This window comes from Streptomyces sp. RLB3-17 (assembly GCF_007113425.2).
GTDB lineage: Bacteria > Actinomycetota > Actinomycetes > Streptomycetales > Streptomycetaceae > Streptomyces > Streptomyces mirabilis_D.
The window spans coordinates 2508011-2533670 of record NZ_CP041610.2; the positions used below are offsets into that span (position 1 = coordinate 2508011).

Annotated in this window: 23 protein-coding genes and 1 riboswitch; of the genes, 8 read left to right on the top strand and 15 right to left on the bottom strand. The window is 70.6% G+C overall.

The features are described 5' to 3' along the window. Positions 1-106: 106 nt before the first annotated feature. On the bottom strand, positions 107-1009 hold the full coding sequence (locus FNV62_RS11800) for a LysR family transcriptional regulator (protein WP_097283832.1): 903 nt from the start codon (positions 1007-1009) through the stop codon (positions 107-109). Positions 1010-1083: 74 nt separating this feature from the next. On the opposite strand from FNV62_RS11800, the gene FNV62_RS11805 reads away from it, so the two are divergent. Beyond that, positions 1084-2019 (top strand): DMT family transporter, encoded by a 936-nt coding sequence (locus tag FNV62_RS11805; RefSeq protein ID WP_179858116.1) that lies wholly within the window; start codon positions 1084-1086, stop codon positions 2017-2019. A gap of 98 nt (positions 2020-2117) precedes the next feature. Here the strand turns inward: FNV62_RS11805 and FNV62_RS11810 are convergent, their stop codons facing one another. Continuing rightward, a complete protein-coding gene (locus tag FNV62_RS11810) occupies positions 2118-3449 on the bottom strand; it encodes an aminotransferase class I/II-fold pyridoxal phosphate-dependent enzyme (protein ID WP_144315199.1) in 1332 nt (443 codons plus the stop codon). 35 nt (positions 3450-3484) lie between these two features. On the opposite strand from FNV62_RS11810, the gene FNV62_RS11815 reads away from it, so the two are divergent. Further along, complete coding sequence (locus FNV62_RS11815; protein WP_225900241.1) at positions 3485-4174, top strand: pyridoxamine 5'-phosphate oxidase family protein; 690 nt, start codon at positions 3485-3487, stop codon at positions 4172-4174. A 75-nt stretch (positions 4175-4249) separates the two neighbouring features. Here the strand turns inward: FNV62_RS11815 and FNV62_RS11820 are convergent, their stop codons facing one another. The 3 genes from FNV62_RS11820 to FNV62_RS11830 form a co-directional block, all read right to left on the bottom strand. Further along, positions 4250-5230, bottom strand: coding sequence for a DMT family transporter (locus FNV62_RS11820; RefSeq protein WP_144315200.1), 981 nt, complete (start codon positions 5228-5230; stop codon positions 4250-4252). 229 nt (positions 5231-5459) lie between these two features. Beyond that, positions 5460-6470, bottom strand: a complete 1011-nt coding sequence (locus FNV62_RS11825) for an EamA family transporter (RefSeq protein ID WP_099923875.1) — start codon at positions 6468-6470, stop codon at positions 5460-5462. Between the two features lie 46 nt (positions 6471-6516). Beyond that, the gene (locus FNV62_RS11830; RefSeq protein ID WP_225900242.1) at positions 6517-7146 is read right to left on the bottom strand and encodes a Clp protease N-terminal domain-containing protein; all 630 of its coding nucleotides are present in this window, start codon (positions 7144-7146) and stop codon (positions 6517-6519) included. A 375-nt stretch (positions 7147-7521) separates the two neighbouring features. On the opposite strand from FNV62_RS11830, the gene FNV62_RS11835 reads away from it, so the two are divergent. Then, on the top strand, positions 7522-7950 hold the full coding sequence (locus FNV62_RS11835) for an SRPBCC family protein (RefSeq protein WP_054229119.1): 429 nt from the start codon (positions 7522-7524) through the stop codon (positions 7948-7950). Positions 7951-8051: 101 nt separating this feature from the next. Here the strand turns inward: FNV62_RS11835 and FNV62_RS11840 are convergent, their stop codons facing one another. After that, a complete protein-coding gene (locus FNV62_RS11840) occupies positions 8052-8705 on the bottom strand; it encodes a PadR family transcriptional regulator (RefSeq protein ID WP_079065537.1) in 654 nt (217 codons plus the stop codon). Between the two features lie 174 nt (positions 8706-8879). Between FNV62_RS11840 and FNV62_RS11845 the strand changes: the two genes are divergently transcribed. Continuing rightward, positions 8880-9695 (top strand): PhzF family phenazine biosynthesis protein, encoded by an 816-nt coding sequence (locus FNV62_RS11845; protein ID WP_144315202.1) that lies wholly within the window; start codon positions 8880-8882, stop codon positions 9693-9695. A gap of 96 nt (positions 9696-9791) precedes the next feature. Here the strand turns inward: FNV62_RS11845 and FNV62_RS11850 are convergent, their stop codons facing one another. Next, on the bottom strand, positions 9792-10592 hold the full coding sequence (locus tag FNV62_RS11850) for a CPBP family intramembrane glutamic endopeptidase (RefSeq protein ID WP_075033608.1): 801 nt from the start codon (positions 10590-10592) through the stop codon (positions 9792-9794). A gap of 199 nt (positions 10593-10791) precedes the next feature. On the opposite strand from FNV62_RS11850, the gene FNV62_RS11855 reads away from it, so the two are divergent. Next, positions 10792-12561, top strand: coding sequence for a substrate-binding and VWA domain-containing protein (locus FNV62_RS11855; RefSeq protein ID WP_144315203.1), 1770 nt, complete (start codon positions 10792-10794; stop codon positions 12559-12561). 376 nt (positions 12562-12937) lie between these two features. Here the strand turns inward: FNV62_RS11855 and FNV62_RS11860 are convergent, their stop codons facing one another. Next, the gene (locus FNV62_RS11860; RefSeq protein ID WP_054229124.1) at positions 12938-14458 is read right to left on the bottom strand and encodes a glutamate-cysteine ligase family protein; all 1521 of its coding nucleotides are present in this window, start codon (positions 14456-14458) and stop codon (positions 12938-12940) included. A gap of 536 nt (positions 14459-14994) precedes the next feature. Between FNV62_RS11860 and FNV62_RS11865 the strand changes: the two genes are divergently transcribed. Further along, positions 14995-15579, top strand: coding sequence for a hypothetical protein (locus tag FNV62_RS11865; protein ID WP_097283843.1), 585 nt, complete (start codon positions 14995-14997; stop codon positions 15577-15579). Positions 15580-15971: 392 nt separating this feature from the next. Next, on the top strand, positions 15972-16178 hold the full coding sequence (locus FNV62_RS11870) for a DUF5999 family protein (protein WP_054229126.1): 207 nt from the start codon (positions 15972-15974) through the stop codon (positions 16176-16178). A gap of 99 nt (positions 16179-16277) precedes the next feature. Here FNV62_RS11870 and gcvP read toward each other — a convergent pair whose 3' ends face one another. Beyond that, positions 16278-19163 carry an aminomethyl-transferring glycine dehydrogenase gene (gcvP, locus tag FNV62_RS11875; RefSeq protein WP_097283844.1) on the bottom strand — a complete coding sequence of 962 codons (2886 nt, stop codon included), beginning with the start codon at positions 19161-19163 and terminating at the stop codon, positions 16278-16280. Between the two features lie 180 nt (positions 19164-19343). Beyond that, positions 19344-19439: riboswitch (glycine riboswitch) on the bottom strand. Positions 19440-19553: 114 nt separating this feature from the next. Here gcvP and FNV62_RS11880 point away from each other — a divergent pair. After that, entirely contained in the window at positions 19554-19925 is a 372-nt protein-coding gene (locus FNV62_RS11880) for a PRC-barrel domain-containing protein (protein ID WP_205523147.1), read from the top strand. A gap of 91 nt (positions 19926-20016) precedes the next feature. On the opposite strand, the gene FNV62_RS11885 is transcribed toward FNV62_RS11880, so the two are convergent. From FNV62_RS11885 to FNV62_RS11910, 6 genes are all read right to left on the bottom strand, one after another. Further along, positions 20017-21411: a DNA polymerase IV gene (locus tag FNV62_RS11885; protein WP_097283845.1), complete on the bottom strand. Its 1395-nt coding sequence runs from the start codon at positions 21409-21411 to the stop codon at positions 20017-20019. A gap of 44 nt (positions 21412-21455) precedes the next feature. Further along, positions 21456-22100 carry a MerR family transcriptional regulator gene (locus FNV62_RS11890; RefSeq protein WP_079090415.1) on the bottom strand — a complete coding sequence of 215 codons (645 nt, stop codon included), beginning with the start codon at positions 22098-22100 and terminating at the stop codon, positions 21456-21458. Between the two features lie 307 nt (positions 22101-22407). Further along, positions 22408-22881: a bifunctional nuclease family protein gene (locus FNV62_RS11895; protein WP_006123076.1), complete on the bottom strand. Its 474-nt coding sequence runs from the start codon at positions 22879-22881 to the stop codon at positions 22408-22410. 98 nt (positions 22882-22979) lie between these two features. Further along, positions 22980-23744, bottom strand: a complete 765-nt coding sequence (locus tag FNV62_RS11900) for a MerR family transcriptional regulator (protein WP_143601019.1) — start codon at positions 23742-23744, stop codon at positions 22980-22982. A 42-nt stretch (positions 23745-23786) separates the two neighbouring features. Beyond that, a complete protein-coding gene (locus FNV62_RS11905) occupies positions 23787-24752 on the bottom strand; it encodes an FHA domain-containing protein (protein WP_144315205.1) in 966 nt (321 codons plus the stop codon). Positions 24753-24813: 61 nt separating this feature from the next. Further along, a complete protein-coding gene (locus tag FNV62_RS11910; RefSeq protein WP_143601020.1) occupies positions 24814-25656 on the bottom strand; it encodes a DUF881 domain-containing protein in 843 nt (280 codons plus the stop codon). Between the last annotated feature and the right edge of the window lie 4 nt (positions 25657-25660).

Sequence of the window (25660 nt, forward strand, 5' to 3'; positions counted from 1 at the left end):
TCTCCCCACCGCACGACGTCCGGAGGCCCTCCCCGTCGCGGGACGTCCGCGAACCACCACGGCGACCGGTCGCGCAGCGTCCGCCCCCGACCGCTCAGGTCACCGCTCAGCCGATGCTCTCCCCCGCCGCCCGCAGCGCCGCGACCGCCGCTCTGATCGACGGGCGGCGGTCGGCGTCCGCGCGCCAGATCACGTAGACATGCCGCCGGACGGCCTGCCGCAGCGGCACCGTGACGACTCCCTCCGGCATCGGATGGCGCCCGAGCAGCGGCGCGATGCAGACACCGAGCCCCGCGGCGACCAGGCCGAGCTGGGTGTGCGTCTCGGCGGCGCGATGGCCGATGTGCGGCTCGACGCCCCGGGAGCGCAACGTGAACATCAGCCACTCGTGGCAGAACTCGCCCTCGCCCCAGGTGATCCACTCGTCGTCGGCGAAGTCGCCGAGGTCGACCTCCGCGCGGTCCGCGAGCCGGTGGCCGACCGGCATCGCCACGTCGGCCGGGTCGTCGAGGATCGGGGCCTTGACCAGGCCGTCGGGCAGCGGCATCGGCTTGTTGTACCAGTCGAGCACCACCGCCAGATCGAGGTCGCCCCGGATCACTCCGGCGACCCCGGCCTCGGGCTCCAGCTCGCTGGAGCGCACCCGCAGCCCGGGGTGATCGGCGCGCAGCGCGGCGAGCGCGGTGGGGAACAGCCCGCGCGCGGCGGTCGGAAAGGCGGAGAGCCGCAGCTCACCGACGACCTGACCGCGCTGGGCCTCCAGGTCGGCCTGGGCGAGCTCGACCTGCGACAGGATGCGCGCGGCATGCTCGGCGAGCAGCCGCCCGGCATCCGTGAGACGCACCCCGCGCCCGTTCTTGGCGAGCAGCTGCTGCCCCACCTCGCGCTCCAGCTTGGACATCTGCTGGGAGACGGCCGACGTCGTGACGTGCAACCCCTCGGCCGCGCCGCTCACCGAGCCGTGCCGGGCGAGCGCGTCGAGGGTGCGCAGACGCTCCAGATTCAACATGTAAGCAATGCTACGAGATACCGCTCGAAAAATCTCGCTTGTGCTACGTGATCGTCTGCCTCATCGTTACGTCCATGAGCGCCGTGACCACTCCCCGAACCGACACCCCCACCGCCACGACCCCCCGCCGTCGCACCGCCCTCGACTGGCGGATCCGCTTCGGCGCCCTCTCGCTGATCTGGGGTTTCAGCTTCCTGCTCATCAAGGTCGGCACGGAGGGCTACGCGCCGTTCCAAGTCACCTTCGGACGGCTGCTGTTCGGGACGGCGGTGCTCGCGGCGGCGATGGCGGTGAAGCGGGAGCGGCTGCCGCGCGGGGCCCGCACCTGGGGTCATCTCACGGTCGCGGCCTTCCTGCTCAACGCATTGCCGTTCTCGCTCTTCGCCTACTCCGAGCTGACGATCCCGTCCACGCTCGCGGGCATCTGCAACGCGACCTCACCCCTGTGGGGCATGGCCCTGTCCCTGGTCGCCCTCTCCGAGGACCGTCCGACCCGGCGCAGGGTCGCCGGTCTCGGCATCGGCTTTCTCGGCGTCCTGACGGTCCTCGGCGTCTGGCAGGGCTTCCACGGCCTGGACGCCACGGGCACACTGATGGCCCTGCTGGCCTCGCTGAGCTACCCGATCGGCTGGATCTACGTCCGCCGCACCCTGGCCGGCACCGGCCAGTCGCATCTGTCGATGACCGGCGCCCAACTGCTGCTCGCCACTGCCCAACTGGCCCTCGTCACCCCCCTGTTCACCACGTTGCCGAGCCACTTCCCGGTCGTCCCGCTGCTCGCGATCGCCGCTCTGGGGGCCCTCGGCACGGGCCTGGCCATGCTCGTCCAGTACGGCATCGTCGCCGAGGTCGGCCCGACGACGGCCCAGATGGTCACCTACTTCATCCCGGTGATCGCCACCGCCGCGGGCGTCGCGATCCTCGGCGAGTCGCTGAGCTGGTCCACACCGGTCGGCGCGGTGATCGTCCTCGCCGGCGCCGCGCTCACCCAGGCCCGGCCGCGCCACTGACCGCGCCCTCGGAGCGTACGGACCGACGCACACATAACCGCACGTAACCACGCACGGCCCGACCACCCGCAACCGCGCACAAGCGCGCACGGACCGACTCACACGTAACCACGCACGGGCGCCGGTCCGACGGCGGAGGCGACCGCGTCCGCCAGCGGCTCGATGTCGTCCGGCGTCAGGGCCGAGACGGTGATCCGTATCCCGGGAGGCGCGCTCATCCGGAAGCGCGCCCCGGGCGCGACCGCCCAGCCGGCGTGCAGCAACCGCGCGACCGCTCCCGTCTCGTCCGGGACGGGGATCCACACGTTCATCCCGCTGCGCCCGTACGCCTCGATGCCGCGCTGTTTCAGGGCGTCGATCAGCGCGTCCCGGCGCCGCCCGTACGCCGCCGCCACGGCCGTGACGTCCACCGCGCCGTTCGCCCACAGGTGCACGACCGCCCGTTGCAGCAGATGGCTCACCCAGCCGGGCCCCAGCCGCTGCCGCCCGTGCACCCGGTCCATGGTGACGGGGTCCCCGGTGAGAACGGCGAGGCGCAGGTCGGGGCCGTAGGCCTTGGCGACGGAGCGTACGAAGGCCCAGTCGCGGGTCACCCCGGCCAGGGGGTGCAGCGGCAGGTCGACGATCCGATGCCCGTGGTCGTCCTCGACGAGCAGGACGTCAGGATGCTCCTTCAGCACGGAACGCAGGGCACGCGCGCGTGCGGCGCCCACCACGGCGCCGGTCGGGTTCTGCGCCCGGTCCGTGACGATCAGCGCGCGGGCACCGGCCTCCAGGGCACGGCGTACGTCGTCGGGGACCGGGCCCTCGTCGTCGACGCGCACCGGGACCGTGCGCAGCCCGAGCGCCGGGGCGAGGTCGAACACGCTGCCCCAGCCGGGATCCTCGACGGCGACGGCGTCCCCGGGCTTGAGATGCGCCGCGAGCACGCGCTCGATGGCGTCGAGCGATCCGGAGGTGACGACGACGGGCCCGTCGGGCACGCCGTCCGCGTCGAGGTCGGCGCGCGCGAGCCGCTCCAGCTCCGCCTCGACGGCGGCCTCCCCGTACATCACGGGATCCCCGTCCGACCGTCCCGCCGCCGCAGCGAACGCCTCGGCGAGGGCGGGCAGCAGTGCCGGGTCGGGGTTGCCGTCGGCCACGTTCCGCACGCCCTCCGGCACCTCGACCCGGATGTAGTCGCGTCCCGTCGTGGCGGGCTTCGAGCGGATCCGGCTGCCCCGCCGCCCCGCGGTCTCGATCACCCCGCGTTCACGCAGGGTGCGATAGGCGGCGGCGACGGTGTTGGGATTCACCCCGAGCCGCTCCGCCAACTCCCGCATCGGTGGCAGCAGTTGCCCCGGTTCGAGGTCGCCGCTGCCCACCGCACGCTCGACGCTCGCGGAAATGTCCGCTGCGCGACGCCCTTCGATCCGATACTCTTCTAGCACAAATAAGATTATGCACTAGTGCAATGGAGAGCGCAATGTCGGAGACGAGCACTCAGCCCGGGACGACGCGGCCCGCCGCCTACACCCCGACCGATCGCACCGTCCCCACCCGTTCCAAGGAGCGTGCCGCCTACGACCACGAGCTGGTCCACGCGATACTCGACGAGGGGTACGTCTGCCACCTCGGCTTCGTCCGGGACGGCGCCCCGGTCGTGCTCCCCACCCTCTACGGCCGGGTCGGCGAGCGCCTCTACGTACACGGCTCGACGGGTTCGCGCCCGCTGCGGATGACCGGTCAGGCCGACCCCGGACTGCCCGTCTGCCTGACCGTGACCCATGTCGACGGTCTGGTCCTGGCCCGCTCCGCCTTCCACCACTCGATGAACTACCGCTCCGTGGTGGTGCACGGCATCGCCCACCAGGTGACGGATCCGGACGAGAAGCGGGAGGCCCTGGACGCGCTGGTCGACCAGGTCGTCCCGGGCCGTTCGTACGACTCGCGCCCCGCGAACGCCAAGGAGCTCGCCGCCACCGCCGTGATCCGCCTCGACCTGAACGAGGTCTCCGCGAAGCTGCGCACCGGCGGCCCGAACGACGACGCGGAGGACCTCGCCCTCCCCCACTGGACCGGGGTCGTCCCCCTCACCAAGGGACACGGCACCCCGATCCCCGCCGACGACCTGGCCCCCGGCATCGAGCTCCCCGACTATCTCGCGACCCTGTGACACCGAGCCGGCCGAGGCACCGGGCGGGGTCACCCCCCGGCGCCTCGGCCTCATGCCTCATAACCGCCGCGGCCCTCAGACCAGCGCCCGTTCCTCCTCGGGCACCCTGTGGATGTCGCCCCGGATGCTCCGCGCCTCGGCCACCGCGAGCCCCGCGACCGAACCCAGCATCAACAGGGTGCCCGCGAGCGTCGTCATGGTCAGTCGTTCACCGAGCAGACCGACGGCCAGCACGGCCGCGCTCACCGGCTCCAGGAGCATGATCACGGAGACGGTCGCGGACCGGACCACGGCGGCGCCCGCGAAGAACAGGGCGTAGGCCAGCGCCGTGGGGACGGCGGCGATGTAGAGCAGCAGGACCAGAACGTGGGCCGGTCGGGCGGTGTGCGGGACCAGCCCCTCGGCCAGGCCGAGCGGCAGCAGGCAGACGGTGGTGACGGCGAACGTCCACACCGTCGTAACGGAGCCGTCGACGCGGGCGTCTCGTCCCCACCACCGGGTGAGCAGCGTCATCGTGGAGTATCCGGCCGCGGACACGACCGCGAGCACGACACCCCAGGGCCGCACCGTGGCACCCCCGCCGCCCAGCGCCAGCACCCCGAGCCCGCCGAGCGCCCCGGCGACGGCGGCGCTCCCGCCGCGCCCGAGCCGCTCCCCCAGGGTCAGACGGGCGCCGAGGGCGATGAGCACGGGTCCGGCGCCGAGGGTGACGACGGTCGCCACCGCGAGTCCGGTGGCCTCGACCGCGGCGAAGTAGGCGGTCTGGAAGACGGCAAGACCAAGGCCCGTGACACCGATGCGCAGGGCCTTGCGGCCGAGCGGCTCCCGGGCCGCCGGCACGACCCGTCGGCGTCGGCGCCGGTGCCGCGGCAGACGCACGGCGAGCAGCAGCACGAGTCCGCCCGCGCAGCGCCAGAAGGAGAGGGCGATCGGCCCCATGTCACTGGCCCGGTAGACCAGTGACGCGGCCGCGCCCGCGGTGCCCCAGGCGGCACCGGCGACGATCAGATAGAGGAGGCCTCGCCCGAGGGGCAGGCCTGAAGCAGCTTGCGACACGTGTTTCTCTCCGCGGATACGCGCGGCCGCGCACGAGGCAGCCGCGCAGAAGTTCGGGAAGGACCACGTCGCAGCCCGTGCCGCGTGGGCAGGGGCGTACGGGAAGGTCCTCGGACTTCTTCTGCGGGCAGCGCCGTGCCACCCGGCACCGCGCCGGGTGGGAACTCCGGAGGGCCCGCCTCAGGCGGCCGGAGGCGGCAGAACGAGCGTCGAAGGCATGATCAGCACCTTAGACGGCGGTCCCGTGGGCCGACAACTCCCTTTCGGCGCCGCTCCCGCCGCTCGCGACCGGCCCGTCCGAGGGCTTCGAGGGCGCCGACGACTGTGCGATGAACGCGCCGACCAGCACCACCGCACCGCCGACGATCTGCGGCGCCGAGAGATGTTCGCCGAGCAGGACCCAGGCGAGCACGGTCGCGATGACCGCCTCCAGGCAGGCCACGACGCCCGCGACCTGCGGGGAGAGCCTGCGCACGGAGAGCACTCCGGTGACGTAGGCGACGACGGTCGCGATCAGCACGATCCAGCCGAGCAGCAGGGAGGCGGCGACGGAGGTGCCGTTCATGTCCGCGCTGCCCCCGAGCAGCGACCAGTCCATGGTCCAGGGACGTGCGACGACCGTCAGCACGAGGGTGCCGACGAGCAGGCCGTACGCGATGACGCCGAGGGGGTCCGGTGCCTCCTCGCCCGCGTCGCTGCCCTGGTCGGACAGGACGAAGTAGCCGACCTGGCAGCAGGCGGCGCCCAGCGCGAGCAGCAGCCCGACGACGTCGAAGCTCAGTCCGGACCACACCTGGACGACACAGGCGAGCCCGCCGACCGCGAGGACGACCCCGAGCGCCGCGGCGCGTGTCACGGGCCGGCGCTGCACGAACCGCACCCAGCCGAGCACGAGTGCCGGCGCGAGGTACTCGACGAGCAGTGCGACACCGACGGGGATACGGGAGATCGCGGCGAAGTAGCAGGCCTGGACGCCCGCCACGGCGAGCAGTCCGAACCCGACGAGCAGGGCGGGGCGCCGCCGTACGAGAGCGCGATGGCGCACGGCCAGCGGCAGCATCACCAGGGCGGCGCCCGCGACCCGCAGCCACACCACGTGAAGCGGGTCGAGCCCCGCCTCGATCAGCGGCTTCGCCGCGACACCCGATCCGCCGAAGGCGACCGCCGACGCGAGCGCGAGGCCCAGCCCGACGCCCTTCCCACGGTTGTCCTGACTGCCCTGAGAGGTATGCACCGGCACATGATGACAGGCAACGACATGAGCGTCACCCCCAATGACACCTGTCTCAGCGATTGGACCGGCAGCCCCGGTCGCCACCGCCGACGTACGTCTCGACGTCGAGGCGGAACTCGCACGCGAACTCGTCCTCGACGTCGAAGGCGTTCTCGATGCGCAGAAGCAGCGTCTGGGCGTCCACGCCGGCCCGCCGCAGGACCTCGACGGCCCGCGACTGCGGATCGGTGACGATCGAGGCGAGCAGATCGAGACAGCGGGCCCGTTCGTCGCCCCGACGTTCGGCACGCCCGCACGCGCTCTCCATGGCTCCGGCCGCCACCGGTGACCAGCCCGCCTCGGCCACGACCCGCGACCAGCCCGCCCCGGCGACGACCGGAACCGCCCCCGAGTCCTCGACGCCGCTCTGCCAGCGCAGTCCGTAGCCGATGCTGCGCTGCACGAGATAGCCGAGCAGCCGGGCGACCTGCGGGGCGCCGTCGAAGACGGCGCGCACCTGGGGGTCGGCCTCCAGCAGCGAGTGCAGCAGATGGGCGGTGTCGATCTGTCGGTCGCCGTCCCGCAGCGCCCGCCTGCGTGCGCCGGAGACCACCGACGCCAGCTCGGCACCGAGCCTGGCATCGAGTTCCGTGCGGTGGGAGCCGCTCTCGGCGGCAGGTTGCTGGGGGATACGCGGTGGCACAACCCCTACCCCATCAGTCCCGGCGACCCGGGTCATCCTCGGTGGGCAGCATCTTCACGTCCCACACAGGGTGGGCTTCCGCGGGCACGTTCTCCTCCTTACGGATGACTTCGCACCGTTTCTCCCTCAGGTTCTCCCTCAGGGCGCGCGCCGCCTTGCCTCACGCCCCGCGCGCAACCACGCTGTTTCGGCCGTCGCCTTTCAGTGGCATGGAGCGCACGCGTGGGACCTGTTCGACGCGGCGGTGATGCGCCAGGTGGGCCGAGTTCACAATTCCTGACGGTTCATCAGTATTGAATGTTCCGAGGGCTGCGGCTACGTTCCGCGACACCGTAGCTGCGCCGGGCGCAGCGCCTGACACGAAGGGGTGGTCGCATGGCCGAAGTCAGCGCGGAAGCACGCATCGAGGCGCCTGCCGAGAAGGTCTGGGCGCAGCTCACGGACTTCTCCTCGTACGGCGAGTGGAACTCGACCCACACCAACTTCCCCAAGGGTGGCCCCGCCTCACTCGAGGTCGGCGGCACCTTCCAGGAGAACATGAAGCTCATGGGGTTCCCGGCCGAGGTCGAGTGGACCATCGAGGAACTGGAGCCCGCCCGCACCCTGGCCATCCGCGGGAAGGGTCCGATGGCGGTGACCGTCGCCACCCGCTACACCCTGACCCCCGACGGCGACGCCACCTCGGTGCGGATCGACGGGGAGTTCACCGGCGCGGCCGTCTCGCTGATGGCGGGCAAGCTCAAGGACTCGGCGACGGCCGCCCTCAACGAGTCGCTGCGGAAGCTGGCCGGACTGGTGACCTGAGTCCCGCTCCTGACCCGAGGCCCGCACCCAGCCCCCGTACATGGACAGGCGCCCCGCGGAAACACTTCCACGGGGCGCCGTCAGATACCACAGCATGCCCGTCAGTCCTCGTCGGCGAGGATCAGGTACAGCTTCTTGCGGGCTTCGTTGATGACCGCCAGCGCCTTGTCGCGCTGGTCCTTGCTGCCGGTCTTCCAGACCTGACCGAAGGCCTCCATGAGACCGAAGCCGGCCTGCCGGATCTCGTGCAGCGTCTCCCAGTCGACCCCGCGCCCGGCCTCTTCCCACGGCGCCTCGGGGCCCGCCTCGGCCGCTTCGCGGCCTTCGTCGGTGAGCGAGAACAGCTTCTTGCCGCCCTCCGCCGCGCTGGCGATGAGGCCTTCGTCCTCCAGCAACTGGAGGGTCGGGTAGACCGAACCCGGGCTGGGCTTCCATGCCCCGCCGCTGCGCTCGGCGATCTCCTGGATCATCTCGTAGCCGTGCATGGGCCGGTCCTTGAGAAGGGCCAGGATCGACGCGCGTACGTCACCGCGCCGAGCCCTGCCGCCCGGACCGCCCCGGCCGCCGCGCCGGCCACCCCAGGGGCCCGGCCCGAAGCCGAACCCGGGGCCGCCGGGGCCACCGCCCGGACCACCCGGCCCGAAGGGCCCGAAAGCCCCGCGCCGCCCTTCGAAACGGCCCCGGTCACGCGGACCGGGCCCACCGTGTCGGCCATGTCCACGTTCGAATCCAAATTCCTGTCCTTGGGGACGCATCGCCATCACTCCATTCGTTCGTTGATCGGTCGCGATGCGTCAACGATATATCGGAATAGCTCGCCTGACAACCCTCGAGGTCTGGGCAGGTCAGGGGGCTGGACGGCCACAACCGGTCCAGATCCACGGAATTGGCCTTGTCCCGCGGCCCACGCGGGCCGCTAGCGTCGGGGCATGCGGATTCGAATCGTCGACGCCTTCACCGACCGTCCCTTCACGGGCAACCCGGCCGGGGTCCTCCTTCTCGACCACGACACCTTCCCCGAGGAAAGCCGGCTCCAGAGCGTCGCCCTGGAGGTCAACCACGCGGAGACGGCCTTCGCGCACCGCCTCCCCGAGGGTGGCGACGCCGACTGGGCGCTGCGCTGGTTCACCCCCGTCACCGAGGTCGCGATGTGCGGGCACGCGACCCTCGCCACCGCACACGTCCTGCGCACCACGGGCGCCCACACGGGACCGGTGCGGTTCGCCACGCTCAGCGGCGTACTCATCGCCACGCCCCACGAGGACGGTTCCCTGACGCTGGACTTCCCCACCGCTCCGCTCACCCCGGTCGAGGTCCCGGACGGCGTCGCCGAGGCCCTGGGCGCCGAGCCGCTCACGACCTTCGACACCGGCCCGAACACCGGCGACCTGCTGATCGAGGTCGCCGACGAGAAGACGGTCCGGGGACTCACCCCCGATCACAAGGCCCTCGCCCGGTACTCGGAGCGGGGCATCATCGCCACCGCCCGCGCCGAAGACCCCTCCCAGGGCTACGACTTCCTCTCGCGCTGCTTCTTCCCGAACGTCGGCATCGACGAGGACCCGGTCACCGGCAGCGCCCACACCGCCCTCGCGCCCTACTGGTCCGAGCGCCTGGGCCGCCCCGTCCTCACCGGCCTGCAGGCCTCCCCGCGCTCCGGCCTCGTCCGCACCGAGCTGCGCGGCGACCGCACGCTGCTCACCGGCCACGCGGTCACGGTGATCGAGGGCGAGCTCCTCGCGTAGCGACGCACGGAAAAGCCGTACGAAAAAGGGGCGTACGACACTGCCGCACGCCCCTTTCGGACCCGTTCATGCTTTCGGACCCGCTCACACCGCCGCTCAGGCGGTAGGAAGCCAGCCCACCTTCCCCGCCAGCAGCGCGTATCCCACGAACGCCCCTATGTCGAGCAGCGAGTGCGCCACCACGAGCGGTCCGACCCGGCCCCACCGCCGGTACAGGTAGACGAAGACCACGCCCATCGCCATGTTCCCGATGAAGCCGCCGATGCCCTGATAGAGGTGGTAGGAGCCGCGCAGCACCGCGCTCGCCACCAGCGCGGTCCCCGGCGTCCAGCCCAGCTGCCCGAGCCGGCGCAGCAGGTACCCGACAACGATGACCTCCTCCAGTACGGCGTTCTGCACGGCCGACAGGATCAGGACCGGGTACTTCCACCACACGTCGGGCAGCGCTTCCGGCACCACGGTCAGGTTGGCGCCGAACCCCCGGGCCGCCAGGTAGAAGGCGATGCCCGTGCTACCGATCACCGCCGCGATCGCGGCCCCCCGCCCGAGGTCGGGCCAGGGCCGCGTACGGTCGAACCCGATCACACGCAGTCCCGTGCCCTCCCTCATCAGGAAGTGCGCGACGAGCGCGACCGGGACCAGGGCCGACGCGATGCCGAACAACTGCCAGGCCAGATCAAGCCAGGGGCGACCCGGCGCGGCCGAGGCGTTGAGGGTGGCCGCCTGGTCCTTGAGACCCCCCGGTTTGGTGACCGACCCGACAAAGCTGATCAGCGCGGACACTCCGCTCGCCCCGAGCGACAGGCCCAGGACCAGCAGTGTTTCGTCCCGGAAAATCCGTCGCGTCAGCCGCTCCTCGGGAAAAGAATCGGCCACCGACCCCGCCTCCACCTGCACTCCCGCCTCCAGTTGAGTAATCCCGCCGCATCCCCATCTTCGCCCCGCTAGGGTCTCGAAAGAAGTTGCGAAGATCGTGCGCGACAGGCCGTCGGGTGGACGGACGCCGTACGGGCGTACCTCCCCGTCGCCTTCTGCCTCACGGCCGTTTCTACGGCTTTCTCGCGACTCCGGCTCATCCAGGGAGGGCACCACCGTCATGGGACGTCACAGCTTGCCCGATGCGTACGGGGCGGGCGCGGCCGACCCCCGTCCACGCGCACGCCGCCGTACGGTGGCCATCGCGACGGTGTTGGTGCTCACGGTCGCCGCGGGCACGGCGGTCGCGGTCCGCGGTGGTCTGCTCTCCTTCGGCTCGTCCTGCCGGGACAACGCCGTACCGCTCAAGATCGCCGCGTCCCCTGACATGGCGCCCGCCCTCAGGGCCGTCGCCGCACACGCCCGCGCCCACAACATCACCTCCGACGGTCACTGCATCGCCGTGACCGTGACGGCGCGCGAGTCGTACAAGGTCGCGGACGCACTGAGGTCGGGCAACAAGTCCGACGTCCAGGCGTGGGTGCCGGACTCCGCCCTGTGGGTGACCCGGGTCAGTGGTGAGAGCAACGCGACGCGGGTGACCGCGGCGGGCAGCGTCGCGTCCTCGCCGGTCGGCGTCGCGATGGTCCCGTCGGCCGCGAAGTCGCTGGGGTGGCCCGAGAAGACGTACACCTGGACCGAGTTGGCGGGCGCCGCGCTGCGGGACGACCGGCTGAGGCTCGGTGCGGCCGACCCGGTGCGCAGCGCGGCCGGCCTGCTCGCGCTGACCCAGCTCAATACCGCCGCGGCCACCATCAAGGGAGGTGACACCCAGGTGGCCGCCATGGCGAAGACACTCTCCCAGCGCACGTCCGACAGCGACAGCCAGGTCCTGGACACCCTCCCGCGCGACACCTCCGGCACCGAGCAGGGCAATCCGCAACGCAACCAGGCGCTGATCCTCTCCGAGCAGTCGGCGTTCGCGTACAACTCCTCGGCCGGCGGCGGCGCCCGACTCGACCTCTTCTATCCCAAGGACGGGTCACCGCGGCTCGACTACCCGTTCACCCTGGTCGACGAGTCACGGCTGAGCACCGACACGAGCCGTGCCGCCCTTCGGTTCATGACACTGCTCGACGAGTCGGACGGGCGGCGGATCCTGGAGCGGTACGGGTTCCGCACGGACGACGAGAAGGTCTCGCCCGCGCTGGTCACCAAGGCCGGGGGGCGAGCCCCGCAGCCGTTCGCGCGCGCCGCGCTCGATCCCACCCCGGCGAAGGCGGTCGACGAGGCACTCGGCACGTGGACGATCACGGTGCAGAGCGCCCGGATCACCACGGTCGTCGACGCCTCCGCGTCCATGGCGCAGCCGGTGCCGGGCACCGGCCAGTCCCGCATGGACGTCACCAGGGCATCTCTGCTGCAGGCCCTCGCGACCTTCACCTCGGAGGACGAGATCGGGCTGTGGAAGTTCTCCACCCGCCTGGACGGCGACCGCGACTACCGGGTGCTCGTGCCCACGGAACGCCTGGGCGACCGCAAGGGCAACGGCACCCAGCGGGACAGGCTGTCGGCGGCGTTCAGCTCCCTGTCTCCCGTCCCGAACGGCGCGACGGGCCTGTACGACACCACGCTCGCCGCGTACAAGGCGGCCACCTCCTCCTACGTCAAGGGGAAGTTCAACGCGCTGGTGCTGCTGACCGACGGCGTCAACCAGGACCCGGGGAGCATCTCGCGCTCCGCCCTCGTCACCCAACTGCAGAAGCTCACCGACCCACAGCACCCGGTGCCGCTCATCGCCATCGCCGTGGGCCCGGACGCCGACAAGGCGGAGGTCCAGGAGATCGCCAAGGCGACCGGCGGCTCCGGCCAGCAGGTCAACGACCCCACGCAGATCCACTCGGTGATCCTCAGGGCGATCGTGGCGGCGGGCAGCCAGAACCAAGGCTGACACCCCCAAAAAAAGCCACCCCCCCACAGCCCGCCCGGGGCAGCGACGCGGGCCACCCCGCCCAGGGCGCACCGCCACACCCCGCTGGACCCGGCGCACCGGCGCGGGCGGCCCCACCCGGGCCAACCACCACAGCCCACCCGGCCCGGGGACAGTCCCGCGGACCAACCCGGTCCAGGGACAATCCCGCGGACCAACCCGGTCCAGGAACCCCCGCACAGGCCATCCGCCCCAGCCACACCCACGCGGGCCACCCGGCCGGCGACCGTGTCACCAGTGGCCCGGCCAGGGACAACCACTCGGGGCACACTCCTCCCCTGAACACCCACCACGAGCAGCCCACCCCAGAGACACCGCCGCAGGCAGACCGCCCCGATCAGCCCAGCGGTACCGGCTCCGGCAGTCCCACCGGCCAGGTGTGCACGGGCTCACCTAGGTGCATCAGCTCGCCGTAGCGCCGAGTCGTCGCGGCCAGCGCGGCATCCCTCGCGAGGCCCTTCTCCAGCGCCTGGTGGAACGTGGCCGCCTGCCAGGTCGCCCCGTTGGCACGCAGTCGGCACCGGTCCTCGATCACCCCCAGGTAGTAGTCCCGGTCGGCCGGCTCGACGCCCCACGCGTCCAGCCCCGCCGCGGCGAGCGGCAGCAGTTCGTCACGCACCAGGTGCACGGCCTCGACCTGCGCGGTGGTACCCCCGTACCGTCCCCGCCGCGGCCACTCCAGTCGCGCGTCGATGCCATGGCGGCAGGCCGCGTCGAAGTTGGCCGCTGCCGACTCGAACGGCAGCCGTGTCCACACGGGCCGCGCCTCCTCGGCGAGCGCCCGCACGACCCCGTAGTAGAACGCCGCGTTGGCGACGACATCGGTGACGGTGGGACCGGCGGGCAGCACCCGGTTCTCGACGCGCAGGTGCGGGACTCCGTCGGCGACGTCGTACACGGGCCGGTTCCAGCGGTAGACCGTGCCGTTGTGCAGCACGAGTTCGGCGAGCCTGGGAATGCCTCCGGCGTCGAGGACCGCGAGCGGGTCCTCGTCGTCGCTGATGGGCAGCAGAGGCGGGAAGAAGCGCAGGTTCTCCTCGAAGAGGTCGTACGCCGAGGAGATCCACCGCTCGCCGAACCAGGTGCGCGGACGCACCCCCTGCGCCTGGAGCTCGGGCGGCCGGGTGTCGGTGGACTGCTGGAACAGCGGCGGCCGCGACTCGCGCCACAGCTCACGGCCGAACAGGAAGGGCGAGTTGGCACCGATCGCGACCTGCACGGCGGCAACGGCCTGCGCCGCGTTCCACACGTCCGCGAAGCGCGCCGGGGTGACCTGGAGGTGCAACTGCACGGAGGTGCAGGCGGCCTCGGGCGCGATGGACTTCGACGTGCAGACGAGGCGCTCCACCCCGTCGATGTCGAGCACGAAGTCCTCGCCACGGGCGGCCACGATCTGATCGTTGAGCAAGGTGTAGCGATCGACGTCCGACAGGTTCGAGGAGACCAGGTCGTCACGGTCGAGCGTCGGCAGAATCCCGATCATCATGATTCCCGCGTCGAGTTCGCCGGCCTTTCGATGGGCATATGCGAGCGAGGTGTGCAGCTCCTCGGCGAGCCGGTCGAATACCCGTCCGTCCAATCGATGTGGGGCTATGTTGACTTCCAGGTTGAACATGGCAAGTTCTGTTTGAAAGTCCCGGCTCGCAATCCTTTCGAGTACTTGCGCATTCATCATCCTGGGCATGCCGTCGGGCCCGGCGAGATTCAGTTCGATCTCCAGCCCCATGAGATTCTTCGGGCGATCGAACCGCTTCTCCTCCAGCAGCCGCGCCAGCCCCGTCAGACACTGCCGGAGCTTGCCTCGGTAGTGCTGGCGATCGGACAGGTCGTACGACCCTGCCACGACCTTCTCTCCCATCGAAGCGTCCCTCCTCGAATGGGCAGGCCGATCCTCCGGCCCCTGCCGTCCCGGAGGATGATGCCCAGGCAACACGATCGATAACGCCCTGCACGGCCTCGTCGACCGCTACCCTGGTACCCGTTGTCCGGAGGCACATTCACGGGGCATGAACCAGAGCACGGTTTCAGCCTGACACGATCTCGTGAAAAACGCCGACGAGAATCGGCCGACCGCTCCGACAAAGCAAACCGAGGTCACCGACGGGCCCCGACGCAGAATCGGGATGAACGTCTCGTTTCGTCGACCGAATATCGCCTTGCTCTTCATATTCAGGACGGCTAGACGAAACACCATCTGAACACGTGTCGTATAAACTCCGCAAACGAGGCGGAGAGTTGGCGCTCGCGGTCCTAGGTCCTGTCGTCGAGGTGACGTGCGGCAGGCGACATCCTGTCGGCAGATCCAGACCCCTCGCCCCTCCGACCCGAGAGCTGACAGCGCCGTCCGCCCCCGCCCTCGCGCCACTGTGCCTGTCGAATGAGAGGCGACCCACCATGCCGCTGCATGTCCCCCCGGCTCCCTCGCCCGCCCTGCGCACCGTCCTCACGGCACTCGGTTCCCCCACCGCAGTCCGCGAGGCCCGCACCCCGTCCCTACGCATGGCCCAGGGACCCGTCACCCCCGAACTCCCTTTGCCCGTACACGTTCTGGACCGCATCACACCGGCCGGCGCCTCCACCACCCGGCTCGCCGGATGGCGTTTCCTGATCCGCTGCGGCGAGCGGTCGGTGGCCGCGGCCGACACCATGCTCACTCCCGACGGCTGGGCCTTCTCGCACTTCTTCGAAGGCCCCTACATCGCCTCCACCGAGCGCGCCCTGCGTCACGCCGAGAACATGGGCCAGCCGTACCAGCCGCGGCTGTTGTCCGTTCCCGAGCTCTACATGCTCACCCTCTGGCTGCACGGCGACTGCGCCGCGGACGGCGCCACCGGGCACCCGGCCGCCACCGATCTCCTGGTGCCGCTGGCGCCCGCGCCACCCGGTATCGCCGCGCATCGCCCGCACCGCGTCGCCGAACTCCTCCCGGTCCTCACGCACCGCCTCTCTCCCGCCCCACTGCTCAGCTCGCCCGCGTAATCGCGCACCCGGAGAAGCACACCAAGCGCATCACCCCGTGCCCCGCTACCGTTGTCCCGGTCGCGGGGCACGTTGACGCCCGAACCCGTCCGCTCGTTCGGGCCCCACAGCGCTCGTACGAGGGAGAACGCCCCCTCCACCCCGACCGGACTAGCCCCATCCGGCCACCACGAACCCCCCGAAGGGACCGTGTAGTTGGACTGAACCGTCCGCACGGGTGACGCGTCTCCAACCTGTGAGGAGCGCTGCTGCGAAATCCCTGCGGATTGACGCCCGTAGGGCAACACTGGGTTCCACACACACGCCACCGGGGGGCGGCCATGAACACTTCAAGCCGCGGGAAAGACACCACAGCCACCACTCAACTCTCATCCCAGCGAAAGATCCCATCCATGTGCCAGCACCAGCCACCGTGTCCGACAGCCGAATCAGCCGACCGGGAGTCCGCCCGCCTCGTGGCGCACCACCCGGAGCAGGGATGGAGCCTGCTGTGCAACGGCGTTCTGCTCTTCGAGGACACCGGTGAGCTCCTGCCCGACGGCCAGATCATCGCCCCGCACCGCCCCCAGGGCAGCGAGCACGTGATGACGGCCGCCTGAGCCGCACAACCGGGTGGCGGTGACCGCCACCCTGACATGGAGAGGGGCCGGCCCGGAGACGTGATCTCCGAACCGGCCCCGACGCGTATCCGAGGATGACTACTCTTCGTAAGCGTCCAGCGGCGGGCAGGAACAGACCAGGTTCCGGTCGCCGTACGCCTGGTCGATGCGGCGCACCGGCGGCCAGTACTTGTCCGCGGCCGAGACACCGGCCGGGAAGACGGCCTCCTCGCGGGTGTACGCGTGCTCCCACTCGCCGCCGAGCGCGGCAGCGGTGTGCGGCGCGTTGCGCAGCGGGTTGTCCTCGGCCGCCCAGACGCCCGAACCGACCTTGTCGACCTCCGCGCGAATGGCGATCATCGCGTCGCAGAAACGGTCGAGCTCGATCAGGTCCTCGGACTCGGTGGGCTCGATCATCAGCGTGCCGGCCACCGGGAAGGACATCGTCGGCGCGTGGAAGCCGTAGTCGATGAGCCGCTTGGCGATGTCGTCGACACTGACGCCGGTCGCCTTGGTCAGCGGACGCAGATCGATGATGCACTCGTGCGCGACGAGCCCGCCGGGACCGGTGTAGAGCACCGGGAAGTGCGGCTCCAGGCGCTTGGCGATGTAGTTCGCGGACAGCACCGCCACCTGCGTGGCCCGCTTGAGTCCCTCGCCGCCCATGAGACGGACGTACGCCCAGGAGATGGGCAGTATGCCCGCCGAGCCCCAGGGAGCGGCGGAGATCGGTCCCACGCCGGTCTCGGGGCCGGCCGCGGGCTGCAGCGGGTGGTTCGGCAGGTACGGCGCCAGGTGCGCGCGTACGCCGACCGGGCCCACGCCCGGACCGCCGCCGCCGTGCGGGATGCAGAACGTCTTGTGCAGGTTCAGGTGGGAGACGTCACCGCCGAAGTGGCCCGGCTTGGCGAGGCCCACCAGCGCATTGAGGTTGGCGCCGTCGACGTACACCTGCCCGCCGGCCTCGTGCACCTGCGCGCAGATGTCGGCGACATGCTCCTCGAACACACCGTGCGTCGAGGGGTACGTGATCATCAGCACCGCGAGCTGGTCGCGGTGCTGCTCGATCTTCGCGCGCAGGTCCTCGACGTCGATCTCGCCGTCCTCGGCGGTCTTCACGACGACGACCTTCATGCCGGCCATCACGGCACTCGCGGCGTTCGTGCCGTGCGCGGAGGACGGGATCAGGCAGACCGTGCGCTGGTCATCGCCGTTGGCCCGGTGGTAGCCGCGGACGGCCAGCAGCCCGGCCAGCTCGCCCTGGGAGCCCGCGTTCGGCTGGAGCGACACCTTGTCGTACCCGGTGACCTCGGCGAGCCGCTCCTCCAGCTCCTGGATGAGGGTGAGATAGCCCTGCGCCTGCTCGGCGGGCACGAAGGGGTGCAGCTGGCCGAACTCGGGCCAGGTGACCGGCTCCATCTCGGTGGTCGCGTTGAGCTTCATGGTGCAGGAGCCCAGCGGGATCATGCCGCGGTCGAGCGCGTAGTCACGGTCGGACAGCTTGCGCAGGTAGCGCAGCATCGCGGTCTCGGAGCGGTACTGGTGGAAGACCGGGTGCGTGAGGTAGTCGTCGGTGCGCAGCAGCGCCGCGGGCAGCGTGTCCTCGGCGACGGCGTCCAGGGCCTCGATGTCACCGTCGACGCCGAACGCGGTCCAGACGGCGCCCACCTGCTTGCGGGCGGTGGTCTCGTCGCAGGCGATCGACACGTGGTCGGCGTCGACGAGGTGGAGGTTGACGCCTCCGTTGCGCGCGCCCGCCACGACCTCGGCGGCCCGGCCCGGCACCCGCGCGGTCAGCGTGTCGAAGTAGGCGCCGTGCACGACCTCGACCCCGCCGGCCGTCAGGCCCGCGGCGAGGATCGTGGCGTACCGGTGCGTACGCCGCGCGATGGTCCGCAGGCCCTCGGGGCCGTGGTAGACGGCGTACATGCCGGCCATCACCGCGAGCAACACCTGCGCCGTACAGATGTTGCTGGTCGCCTTCTCACGGCGGATGTGCTGCTCCCGCGTCTGCAGGGCGAGCCGGTACGCCTTGTGTCCGTCGGCGTCCACGGAGACGCCCACCAGCCGGCCGGGCAGGCTGCGCGCGAACGTCTCACGCACCGCCATGTATCCGGCGTGCGGACCGCCGAAGCCCATCGGCACGCCGAAGCGCTGGGTCGTACCGATCGCGATGTCGGCGCCGAGCTCACCGGGCGGGGCGAGCAGCGTGAGGGCGAGCAGGTCGGCGGCGACCGTGACGACCGCGCCGAGCTCGTGCGCCTGCTCGATGACGGGCTTCAGGTCGCGCACGGCACCGGAGGCGCCCGGGTACTGGATCAGTACACCGTTGATCTCACGCCCGGCGATCTCGGCCGGGATGCCCTCGCTCAGGTCGGCGACGACGATCTCGACGCCGGTCGGCTCCGCGCGGGTCTCGATGACGGCGACGGTCTGCGGCAGGGTGTCCGCGTCGACCAGGAAGAGGCCCTTCTTGTTCTTGCCCATGCGCCGGGACAGCGCCATCGCCTCGGCGGCGGCGGTGCCCTCGTCGAGCAGCGAGGCGCCGGAGGTGGGCAGCCCGGTCAGCTCGGCGACGACGGTCTGGAAGTTCAGCAGCGCTTCGAGCCGCCCCTGGGAGATCTCCGGCTGGTACGGCGTGTACGCGGTGTACCAGGCCGGGTTCTCCATGACGTTGCGCAGGATCACCGGCGGCGTGAACGTGCCGTAGTAGCCGAGGCCGATCATCGAGTCGAGCACCTGGTTGCGGTCCGCGAGGGAGCGCAGCTCGGCCAGTACCTCGGCCTCGGTGCGCGCGCCCGGCAGCTCCAGCGCCTCGGCGTTCTTGATGACGTCCGGCACAGCGGCGGCCGTCAGCTCGTCGAGCGAGCCGTACCCGACCTGCGCGAGCATCTTGGCCCGCGCCTCGGGGTCGGGCCCGATGTGGCGCTGCTCGAAGGGGATTCCCTGTTCGAGCTCGGAGAGCGGAATGCGATGGGCGGTCATTGCGGAGGCCTCCTGGTCTGACACGACCTTCGAGGGGCACCACGGCGCGGGTACCCCGACGGCCTCCCCCTCTGTCATCTCAACCTGAGAGCTTCACCGGCCCGCCCGCTCGCTGCGACCCGGCTTTCACCGTCGGTGAGGGCGGAGGCCTTCGACACCCGCCCTGCTTTCCAGAGTGACCTCGTCCGTGCGGTACGTGTGCCTGAGAGATTCCGGGGAGGATTTGCTCCTTCGGCGCCTCCGATGATGTCTGGAGGACTCTCCCGCACGGGGTCAGCAGCCGCTTGCCAGCCTACCAGCGAGGACAACGCACGAGCTTTCGAGTGGCCACCTTCACGAATGTGCTCTTTTGTAGTGCTTACGGATGAGTTGCTAGCGAGTGGAGGGACCGTGCAGACCGACATCGATCCGCGCAACCTGATCGGCCGCAAGGCGCTCGACCGCAACGGCGCCAAGATCGGCACGGTCGACGAGGTCTATCTCGACGACGCGACCGGCGTCCCGGAGTGGGCCGCCATACGGACAGGCCTGTTCAGCAGGGACGCCTTCGTCCCCCTGGAGCCCAGCGAAGTCGTCGAGGGCACGCTGCGTGTCCCCTTCGACCACGCCCTGATCAAGGACGCCCCCGACTTCGGCGTGGGCCGCCACCTCTCCCCCGAACAGGAACTCCAGCTCTACCACCACTACGGCCTGGACGTGACACCCCCGCCCCCGCCCCCGGACCGCGACTTCGGCCGCCTGGCAGGCACGGACGAGGGTTGACTTCTCTGGATGGGGCCCAGCCGACGCGCCCCTTCAGGGGCGCGGGGAACTGCGCGACCAGCCACACACCGCCCGCAGCGCAAAGCCGACTTCACCCCCCACGGCGATCGCACACGGCCCCCCTCACCAACGGCAACGGATCAGCCAACTCCAACGCCACATCATCCGTACGAAACGTCCGCACACGCCCCGGCTCGGAGTAAGGCGTCTCGAACCGCACGGTCACCCTCCCGAGCCCGCTCCCCTGCACCCATCCGTGCCCGTACTCCACATGCCGCACGTCATGCCCCGCAGGCCACCGCCGCTCGGCAGGCGGCGCCTGCTCGGCGGCCACTTCCTCCGCCCCCTGCTCGTCCGGATGCTCCAGCACCGCCGACTCCCCCGCGGCGGCCTCGGCCTCCGCCAGCGCCTGAGCCTGGGCCTGGGCGAACAGGTCCTCCTGCGTGTAGTCGGCGAGCCCCGAGACGCCGACCCCCAGCAACCGCACGCCCCCGGTCGTGTCCACCGCCTCCAGAAGCCGCGCGGCAGCCTCCCGTACGACGCCAGGGTCGTCCGTCGGCCCCCGCAGCGTCTCGGACCGGGTCAGTGTCGAGAAGTCGTACCTCCGCACCTTCAGCACGATGGTCCGCCCGGACAGCCCCGCATCCCGCAACCGCCGCACACACCGGTCGGCGAGCCGCTGCACCTCCAGGCCGACGCGCATCCGGTCGTGGATGTCCACGTCGTACGTGTCCTCCACCGACACGGACTTCGTCTCCCGCTCGGCCACCACGGGCCGCTCGTCGTGCGCCAGCGCCATCGCGTACAGCGCGTGCCCGTGTGCCTTCCCCACCAGCCGTACGAGTTCGTCCTCGCCCGCCTCGGCGATCTCGTCGACCGTGGTGATCCCGGCCCGGCGCAGATGGTCCCCGGTGGCGGGCCCGACGCCCGGCAGCGTCCGCACCGACATCGGCCCCAGCAGCGCGCGCTCCGTCCCGGGTTCTATGACCACGAGACCGTCGGGCTTCGCCTGCTCCGAAGCGATCTTGGCGAGCATCTTGGACGCGGCGAGCCCCACCGAACCCGTCAGCCCCGTGACGGCCCGGATGTCCGCGCGCAGCTTCGCCCCGGCCAGCCGCGCGGAAGCCTCGTCCCAGGCCGCCGCCCCCGCCTCCAGATCGACGAACGCCTCGTCCAGGCTCAGCGGCTCCACCAGCGGCGACAGCGCCCCCAGCAGCCCCATCACCTGCTCGCTGACCTCCCGGTAGAGCGTGAAGCGGGGCACGAGATACGCGGCGTTCGGCGCCAGCCGCCGTGCCTGGGCCATGGGCATCGCCGAGTGCACCCCGAAGACCCGTGCCTCGTACGAGGCGGTCGCGACGACTCCGCGAGGTCCGAGCCCGCCCACGACGACGGCCTTCCCGCGCAGGCTCGGCTTGGCTGCCTGCTCCGCCGAGGCGAAGAAGGCATCCATGTCGAGATGCAGGATCGTGGGCGCGGTTCTCACATGTCCGATGCTGCCCTACGCCACTGACAATGCCTCCGCGGACCTCAGACGGCCCGATTGCGCCGGCGCGCCAGCTCGTCCGTCGGGTTGTGCCCGACGAGCGTCTCGCCCGTGTCCACACGCTCCCCGTGCAACTGCGAGAGCGCGCTCTCGACGTCCCGCCACACCACGCCCACGGCGATCCCGAAGACGCCCTGACCGCCCTGCAACAGAGCGTGGACCTCGTCGGGCGAGGAGCATTCGTAGACGGTCGCGCCGTCGCTCATCAGCGTCATCCGCTCCAGGTCCCGGAAGCCGCGTTCCCTGAGGTGCTGGACCGTGGTGCGGATGTTCTGCAACGACACTCCCGTGTCGAGGAACCGCTTCACGATCTTCAGGACGACGACATCCCGGAAGCTGTAGAGCCGCTGGGTCCCCGACCCGTAGGCGGGCCGCACGCTCGGTTCGACCAGACCTGTCCTCGCCCAGTAGTCCAGCTGTCGGTAGGTGATGCCCGCGGCGGCACACGCCGTAGGACCGCGGTAGCCGATCTCCTCGGCAGCCGCCCCACCCTCACCGGACTCACCGGACACCGCTGTCGGCCGCTGCGGAACGTGATCGGCCGCGCTGCCGTGAAGCGGGTACGGGCCGCTCTCCCCCAGACTTCGTCCGGGGGCACCCCCAGCCGTACCGTCGCCGCTGCTTCTCACGCCGACCTCCGTCCTTGACCTGCCCTCTCGACGGTAGGCAGTCACCGGGGGTGCGTCAACGATCGCCACACTCGGCACGCCGAGTGATAATCACCCTAGGAGTGGTTTCCCGTGTCCCACCGCGGGGAAAGGCTAGCCGAATGCTCTCGGAGCGGGCCGCAGCGCGCCACACGGGCCACGGGCAATTGCCGCCCCGGCGACCTGCGATCCAGCGGCTTACTCGATCCTTCGGCCTGCCAGGGGTGGGCGCCACGGCCGACTCCCGAGCCCGGGCGTCCGACCGCCCACCCGCGGGCGATCGGTCCCCTCACTGGCTGTTGGTCCCGAAGTCCTCGGGCGAGATCTGGTCGAGGAACTCGCGGAACTTCTCCACCTCGTCCTCCTGCTCGTCCGGGATCGCGATGCCGGCGTCGTCGAGCACACCGTCACTGCCGTAGATCGGCGTTCCGGTACGCAGCGCCAGCGCTATGGCGTCGGACGGACGGGCACTGACCTCGACCCCGCTGGCGAACACCAGCTCCGCGTAGAAGACCCCCTCGCGCAGATCAGTGATGCGCACCTCGGTGAGCTCCTGGCCGACGGCTTCCAGCACGTCCTTGAACAGGTCGTGGGTCAGCGGTCGCGCGGGGGCCATGCCCTGCTGGGCGAAGGCGATCGCCGTCGCCTCCCCCGGTCCGATCCAGATGGGGAGGTAACGGTCGCCTCCCACTTCACGCAGGAGCACGATCGGTTGGTTGGAGGGCATTTCGACCCGGACACCTACGACATCGAGCTCGTTCACACAGCAACCCTAGGCCGTGCCCGGGATGTTTGGGTAGTCGGGCACAGAACGGGGGGCCGATCCGGACGCCCACCGGGTACTTCGGGGGGTACTTCGGGTCAGGGCAGCCGGACGCCCAGCGCGGTCTGCACCAGCGCCGCGTGCAGCTTCACCGTGAGGCCCGCCAGCTCCTTCGTACGGGCCTCGGCGTGCGCCCTGGTCTGCGGATTGCGGTGGCGCCGCAAAGGGGCCACCACCTGGTCCACGAGCCCCGCGTCACGTTCGGCCGCGGCCTTCATCGCGCGCAAATGGCGTGGCTCGATCCCGAACCGCCCGAGCTCGACGACGAGCGCGGCGACCGTGACCGCCTCAGCGTCATATGCCCCGTCCGGAAGCGGGGCGAGGAGTCCGTATGACTCCCACTCCTGAAGCTCCTGCTCACCGATCTCGGCGGCGGCCAGCAGCTCCGCACGGCCCACCCGAGCCGCTGTGGGTGCCTCGACCTCCCCGAAGAGGTCACCGAGCCCACCGAACGGCTCCCCGTCGCCGGCGTCGCGCTGCCGCCCCACGGACGGCAGCCGCACCGGCTCCCCGCGCTCCAGAGCCTCCAGATGCTCGCGGATCACCTTCAACGGCAGATAGTGGTCCCGCTGCATCCGCAGTACGTGCCCAAGACGCTCGACGTCGGCCTGGCTGAACTTGCGATACCCCGAGGGAGTCCGCTGCGGCTCGATGAGCCCCTCCGACTCCAGGAACCGGATCTTGGAGATCGTGACTTCGGGGAACTCGTCGCGCAGCGTGTTCAGCACCGAGCCGATGCTCATCAGCCCACTGTCCGCTGCGGCGGTACCGCTCCCGGCACCGCCGCTCGGTGATCGAAGCATGGACCTTCCTGAGGGTCCCCCCGGACGGAGTCCGGGGGAGGGTCAGATGCCTCGCTGGCTCGCGTAGAAGACCAGCCGGTACTTGCCGATCTGCACCTCGTCACCGTTCGACAGCGGGACCGAGTCGATGCGCTCCCTGTTGACGTACGTACCGTTCAGGCTGCCCACGTCGGCGACCGTGAACGAGCCGTCCGCGGCGCGACGGAACTCCACATGCCGACGGGACACGGTCACGTCGTCCAGGAAGATGTCGCTCTGCGGATGACGCCCGGCCGTGGTCAGGTCACTGTCCAGCAAGAAGCGACTGCCCGAGTTCGGACCACGGCGCACCACCAGGAGCGCCGAGCCGAGCGGCAGCGCGTCGACGGCCGCCTGCGCCTCCGGAGAGAGCGTCGGCATCTGCGTCTGGCCGGTGACCTCGGCATCGTAGGCCTCGAGGCCCGAGATGGAGATCGTGGACGTGGTCTCGGACGGACGCTCCGGGACCGCACCGGGTCGCAGCGGCGCACCGCAGTTGGAGCAGAAGCGGCTGTTCTCCGCGTTGCGGTTACCGCACCTCGTACACACCAGGGCCGACATGGACGGATCCTCCTGCCGCGGCTGCCCCCCAGGGGCATGGGACGCGTACGGATCGGAGGCGAACCCTCCACCCGCACTTGAGGCTGACGGTTCCCCGAAACCTATGCGTCCGGACTGGGCAGGGTCAACAGACGGCGCGCCCTGACCACCGGGAATGTCACCAACCTGGTCCCGGAACAGCGGGCGGTCGCTGCTCTGGCCCTCCGCGTCTCCATGGCGTGGTGCACGGTGTCGGGCAGTCGCGTTGTCGCTGCCCTCTCCTCGTGCGCTCTTGCCGAACAACTTCGCAAACAACTTCACGGGCGATTCCCCTTGACTGAAACAGACCCGCCCGTGGGGCAGGACGAACACTGATTGAACACACCGGTCGACCCGGACATCCTCACAACGTCCGTATCCACCAGACAGTTTCCACCACGCACCACCCATTCGGTGCGCCGACCCCCCGCAACCTCATGCCCGCGCCGGACGACGCCCATGCACCCCCGGTTCACTGCGAGGACGACCGAGCGTAGTCAGGCTGCTTCGCAGCCCGCAAGGCGTCCACAATGATCTTCGTCGCACGCTCCACCGTGACGGTGGCCTGCTCCTTCTCGAGAGTCTGCACCACACCTCCGGGGATGTTGAGCGCCGGCTCAAGGTCCTGCGGTTTACCGATGACCTTGAAACGATAGGGCTGGGTGATCTTGTTCCCGTCGACGCTCACGCCCGTGCCGGAGTCGGCCAGATAGGTGCTGGCGACGACCCGCACACCGTTCACCTGGATCGCCTCCGCACCGGCGGCGCGCAGCTCCTGGATCGCGTCAAGCAGCATGTCGGCCTTGACCGTCCCCTTCGTGTCGTTGATCGTCAGCGTGATGCCGGGTCCCTGCGCCGCCACCGTGCCCGCCAGAATGCCGAGTTGCTTCTCCTTCTCGGCGGTCTGCTTGCGGGCCTCCGCGGCCTGGTTCGAGCTGTTCTCCAGCTCGGTGCGCTGATCTTCGAGACCCTGCTTCTCGTCTTCTAGACGCTGCGTACGGTTGTCGAGTTCATCGAGGATGCGTACGAGATCTTCCTGACGCGCACCGCGCAGGGCGCTGCCGCTGTCGCTGTTGGAGGCCACCTGGACGGCCAGACCGAAGCCGAGGCCGAACAGAAGCAGGGCGACGATGAGTTGCGCACGCGTGACCCGCGGCGGCCACACCCCCTTCACCAGCCGCTGCCGGCCGGTCAGCGACGGCTCGTCCTTCTCGTCACGCTGCTCGGGCCCCGAACTCTCGGGAGCCGCGGCCGGGACCTCTTCGGGAAGCTCCCTGCGCAGCCGGTTCTCGGGTGTCTCGCCCTCGTTGCTCATCTGC